Raw genomic sequence first — 4,947 nt, forward strand, 5'->3', positions numbered from 1 at the left:
TCTCCGGCCTTCCAGGCAGCCGTTCCGGTTCTCTCCCAATTGCTCAAGGCCGAGATGGCCGAACGCGAGACACGATCGATCGCCTATCAGCTCAAGGTTGCACGCTTTCCAACCTATAAGGACCTGGCCGGCTTTGATTTTGCCAGCAGCGAGATCAATGAGGCCCTGGTGCGCCAGCTCCATTCCGGTGCCTTCATCGAAAAGAGCGACAACGTCGTTTTGGTAGGGGGACCGGGAACCGGCAAAACCCACATCGCCACAGCCCTGGGCATCCAAGCCATTGAGCATCACCGCAAGAGAGTGCGCTTTTTCTCGACCGTTGAACTGGTCAATGCGCTGGAACAGGAAAAGGCTCAGGGCAAGGCCGGGCAGATCGCAAATCGGCTCGTCCATTCCGACCTGGTCATTCTCGACGAGCTTGGATACCTGCCCTTCAGCGCATCAGGAGGGGCATTGCTCTTCCACCTGCTGAGCAAACTCTATGAGCGCACCAGCGTCATCATCACCACCAATCTCAGCTTTGCCGAGTGGGCCAGCGTGTTTGGAGACGCCAAGATGACAACCGCGCTGCTCGATCGGCTCACCCATCACTGCCATATCCTCGAAACCGGAAACGACAGCTTCCGGTTCAGGAACAGCTCGGCCCAGGCCACAAAAACCAAAAAGGAGAAAGCACCGACTTGACCATCTGACCAAACCCAAATCATATCCATGAGGCGGGTCAATTCTCGGCTCTGGCGCATATTTGCTGAAGCTTCGCTATGCAGCTCCGATCAATCTCGCCTGCAACAGATCGAGTTTCCCGCGCCCATACATTTGCCGTTTGACGAGCTTTAGGCGCGTGATTTGTCCTTCCGTCTGCCCATTGGACCACGGGGAGATGATCGCGTTTCTGACGGCGGCCATATCCTTTTCGACACCGTTGGCAAATGAGTTCACGAGGCTGAGTTTTGCCGCCTGCAACCATTCCTCCAGCTTCGCCACTGTTCTGGATCGGATCATAGACTGGAAGTCACCGATGGTGGTGCGGGCCACCACGAGTTCGGGTACATTCACTTCAATTGCGGCGACCAGGATTGCTTCTGACTTCGCGAGGTCATCCCGCGCCGTGGTCAATAGCTTGGCTATGACGCGCGCCGATGGTGTTCGCGCCAACCCGCTTTGATTTGCCTTTTCAGCAAGACGCCGGCGTTGCGCCCACTGCGAGACGACACCGCTTTGCCCTGGAAAGCCCTGCGCCTGCATCTCGCGCCAGAGCGCCAAGGCATTCCGCGCGCCTTCGTCCCAACGGGCGTTCAGCCAAGGCAACCAGACGTCTAACGAACTCGGCCGTGTGCGGAAAACATCCAAGCGTTGGCCGCGCAGAACATCGCGGACAAGTTTTCGGCTGTGGCCTGTCTGACGCACGATCTGTCGGATCGAGGTTCCCTTCTTCGACAACTCCCGAATGGCTTCATTGGTCTCCTGCCGGCGCAGATATCCCTCATATTGCAGCCTTTCGGCATATGTCAGCAGCTTGGGATCGACGATATTGCTGCCGACCGCCTGCCTGATCTGGCGCATGGACTTACCGACGGCATCAAGAAAGGAACGGCTTGAGTTTTCCATGAGGTGCCAGCGGTCGGCGACTTGGGCCGCATTCGGCAATGCCCCGGCGATCGCCTCGCCGTAGCCGCCGCCACGATCTCGAGCTACGATCGATATGGATGGATGCTCGGCTAGCCAGGCGCGAGAGGTATTCAGCGCACGATCTGGCAGCAGAGCGACCGGCCTGCGACGCTCCAGGTCGCAAACGATCGTCCCGTAGGTTTGCCCGCGCCGAAAGGCGAAATCATCAATTCCAATGATCGACAGCACATCACCATGTTCTGTGGCTCGCCGCCGGACAACGCGCAGCAATGTGTCTTTGCTGACCGGCATCATGAGACGATCCGCAAAACTGGCCGCAGGTCTGCCGCCCAAAGCCAGGCCGAGGTGGTGCACGATGGTCTCGAGGCGCTGCGTGCGCCGACTATACCGGGCCAAGACTCTGTCATCGAACGGCTCGCAGAAAATGCGGCGGCCGCAAAGAACACCATCACACCAAAACCGACGCGTCAGGATCGAAAGCTCTACCCGTCGCCCACCAAGCGGCAAATCTGCGGGCCGCCGCCTATAGCGGCTTTGTACCCGCCGGCTTCGGCCCCCGCAGCTAGGACAGGTTCCCCAAGGTTGGCGAGAGCGCAGCAGAATTTGCACCCTGTCCGCCACCACCTGCACCGCATCTACTACAAAACCATCCGGCGCGACGTTCGCGCGCTGAAAGCCATGTCTCATCTGCTGATCCTCCTACGAATCAACACCAGCGTTGGCCGCAACAGCAGCAAATTTGAGTCAGAGCCAATTCTCGGTGAAAATACCGGGTCAGATCTCAACGGCAATCAACATGATCGACGTCTACGCCCGCTATATCGTGGGTTGGCGGGTCAGCCGCACCGCCCATGCCAGCTTCGTTCTGGACGCCCTCGAGCAAGCCATACACGACCGCCGCCCCATCCATAGCGGGGGTCTGGTTCACCATTCGGATCGCGGATCGCAATATGTCAGCATTCGCTATACCGAGCGCCTAGCCGAGGTCGGCATCGAACCGTCAGTCGGCAGCGTTGGAGACAGCTACGACAACGCTTTGGCCGAGACCATCAACGGTCTTTACAAGGCAGAGATGATCCATCCAAGAGCGCCATGGCGGACCATTGAAGCAGTAGAGTTTGCCACCCTCGAATGGGTAGACTGGTTCAATCACCGGCGTTTGCTCGAGCCCATCGGCAACATCCCGCCAGCCGAAGCCGAGGCAAACTTCTACGCGGCACTGGAACAATCGGCCATGGCCGCATAACTTAAACCAAATGGCCTCCGGCAAACCCGGGCCGGTTCATACCAAATCTGGAACCCGACACCAAAGACGAACAGTCCAGACCAAACGTCTTGCAATAAGGTCGGCGCGACTGCATCGTCTCGAAGCCCAAAATGAGACGATCAATGGCCGACATCACCGCCTTCAAGTAGCCGTGCCCAGTGGAGCTAGATCAAGGGATCGGCTGGGGAGGGGGAGGCGAAAGCTGTGCTTACTGCCAAGAGCCATAAAAAGCCAATTTCAGTCTTGCTAATGCGCCTCTAGACATCAATGCATGTTTAGAGGAGTTTTTTTGCAGCCTTGCCACTGCACATAGACTCGGCCCAGGCATGCTCGCTTCAGGTCAGATCGGCGCGATCATCGGTCAACTCCAAGCCGGTTTGGTCGGGACCGATACTCATTGAATTAAACCCGATTTGCATCAGTTGATCTCAGCCAGATGCAGACCTGGATGCCGAGCTTCCGAGCCTTGTCGACAAAGTTCTCCTGAATACCGGTGCCGGGGAAGACGATGACTCGATCAGCGAAACCGCAAGCATGGCTTCGTTGCGCTTGAAGGGCGCGGCCTTGGCGTGAGCCCGATCGAGCTTCGCCCAGATCAGCCTGTGGTCGGTTGTGTCACCGCCGGAACAGGCGATCTTCGGACCGGAGGGCACGATCACCTCATTGTCGGCCCTGCGTTTGGCGGCAAGAAAATCACGGCTGTCGATCATCGTCTTCTTTGCCGCAATTCTCTATTTCAGGCTATATCTGTCATCGAAACCTTCAAAGGCGTCAGCGACAATTGCCTCAATCCGACTGACCTCGTCGTCGCGCAGCTTCTCAAACTCGCCGGTACGGCGGCGTTTGCTGAGCAAGCCGCCGTTCTGACGGATGTGCATGATGAGGTCCTGCGCCATGCGATCGGGCATTTCGACCAAGTTCATGATGGCCGTGAGCGCCTGATCGCGGCATTTTAGGTAGTCGATCTCGCGCAGCAGATCGATCTCGACGGTTCGCTGCACGCAGCTATAGAGGAACTCGGCCTCCTCGGTGCAGTCGAAATAGCGATAGAGGTCCGCGGTGTCGTTGGTGACCTCGACATTATGGTTAGGCAGGGCCCGCCAGCCGATGAACTCCATCAGGGGACCGGAATGCCGCTTGAGGATCGTGGCATAGTCGTCGATGCGATCCAGCATGACGGCCGAGACGGGAAACACCATGCCGGGCGGGGTGTATTTACGCTCGGCGAGCACGTGGTGGACAAGACAGCGGTGCAAACGTCCGTTGCCGTCGACCAGCGGGTGGACGTATACGAACCCGAATGCAATCGCGGCAGCTTGCAGAACCGGATCGACGTCTGAGGTCCGCAGCCTGTTGTTGCATTCATTGAGGCCGGTCATGATGTCGGGAACATCCTGAGGACGGGCACCGATGAACTCGGGCAAAGGATCATGGTTGTGATCCCGCTCGCCCAGAAATACGCCCTCGCTGCGATATCCGATCTCGGTGAACCGATCGTCGCCGATCAGGATGCGGTGCAGTCGGTAGATTTCGGTCTGGTTGAGCGGACGCTTGCCAGCCCCGAGAACGGCACGTCCCCAACGCTCGAGCCGACTGGCTGGCGCGCGTTCCCCTTCGATCTCGAAACTCGCGCGGCTGTCTGCAAGCAACAGAAAACTTGCAGCCCGGGAAACAATGTGAGCGCCGGTTCGCCCTATCGTCTCCTGTGCCTTCCTGGAAAGATCGAGGGCCAGAAATGCTTCCAGCTTTTCTGTGCGCCTGATAATCGGACAGAACGCGCCCGTACCAAGCAGATTGTTGCGCACGCGATGGCGCAGGGACAGCGACGCGGGGCCGGTGAAATAGGCTTCGGGATCGAGTGCGTCGACGGCGGTGACTGTGGGGGCGTCGTCGATATCGAGCCGCTTGCCGCTCAAGGTTTCATAAAAGAACCACACACGTCGCGTCACCGCGCCGGTCGGTGTTCGCTGGATGAAATCTATGAGGTCCTGTTCCGGCAACGCATCGAGGATGCGTTTGAGAACCAGAAGATCGATCGGCTCATGGCGCAG

At 58.4% G+C, this 4,947-nt stretch carries 4 protein-coding genes and 1 pseudogene; 2 read left to right on the plus strand and 3 right to left on the minus strand.

All coding sequences use genetic code 11. The features are described 5' to 3' along the window. Nucleotides 1-684: IS21-like element helper ATPase IstB (gene istB / locus EO133_RS07125; protein ID WP_127071967.1), on the plus strand; the 684-nt coding region annotated here is incomplete at its 5' end. Nucleotides 685-759: 75 nt separating this feature from the next. Here istB and EO133_RS07130 read toward each other — a convergent pair. After that, a complete protein-coding gene (locus tag EO133_RS07130) occupies nucleotides 760-2,316 on the minus strand; it encodes an ISL3 family transposase (protein WP_127071968.1) in 1,557 nt (518 codons plus the stop codon). 31 nt (nucleotides 2,317-2,347) lie between these two features. Between EO133_RS07130 and EO133_RS07135 the strand changes: the two genes are divergently transcribed. Next, on the plus strand, nucleotides 2,348-2,875 hold the full coding sequence (locus EO133_RS07135; protein ID WP_280516094.1) for a DDE-type integrase/transposase/recombinase: 528 nt from the start codon (nucleotides 2,348-2,350) through the stop codon (nucleotides 2,873-2,875). A gap of 423 nt (nucleotides 2,876-3,298) precedes the next feature. Here EO133_RS07135 and EO133_RS07140 read toward each other — a convergent pair. Beyond that, a pseudogene (locus EO133_RS07140) lies at nucleotides 3,299-3,606 on the minus strand (hypothetical protein); the annotation flags it as partial. A 21-nt stretch (nucleotides 3,607-3,627) separates the two neighbouring features. Next, the coding region (locus tag EO133_RS07145) for a Fic family protein (RefSeq protein ID WP_164734917.1) at nucleotides 3,628-4,947 on the minus strand (1,320 nt) is incomplete at its 5' end.

The sequence above is a fragment of the Pelagibacterium lentulum genome, assembly GCF_003992625.1.
GTDB lineage: Bacteria > Pseudomonadota > Alphaproteobacteria > Rhizobiales > Devosiaceae > Pelagibacterium > Pelagibacterium lentulum.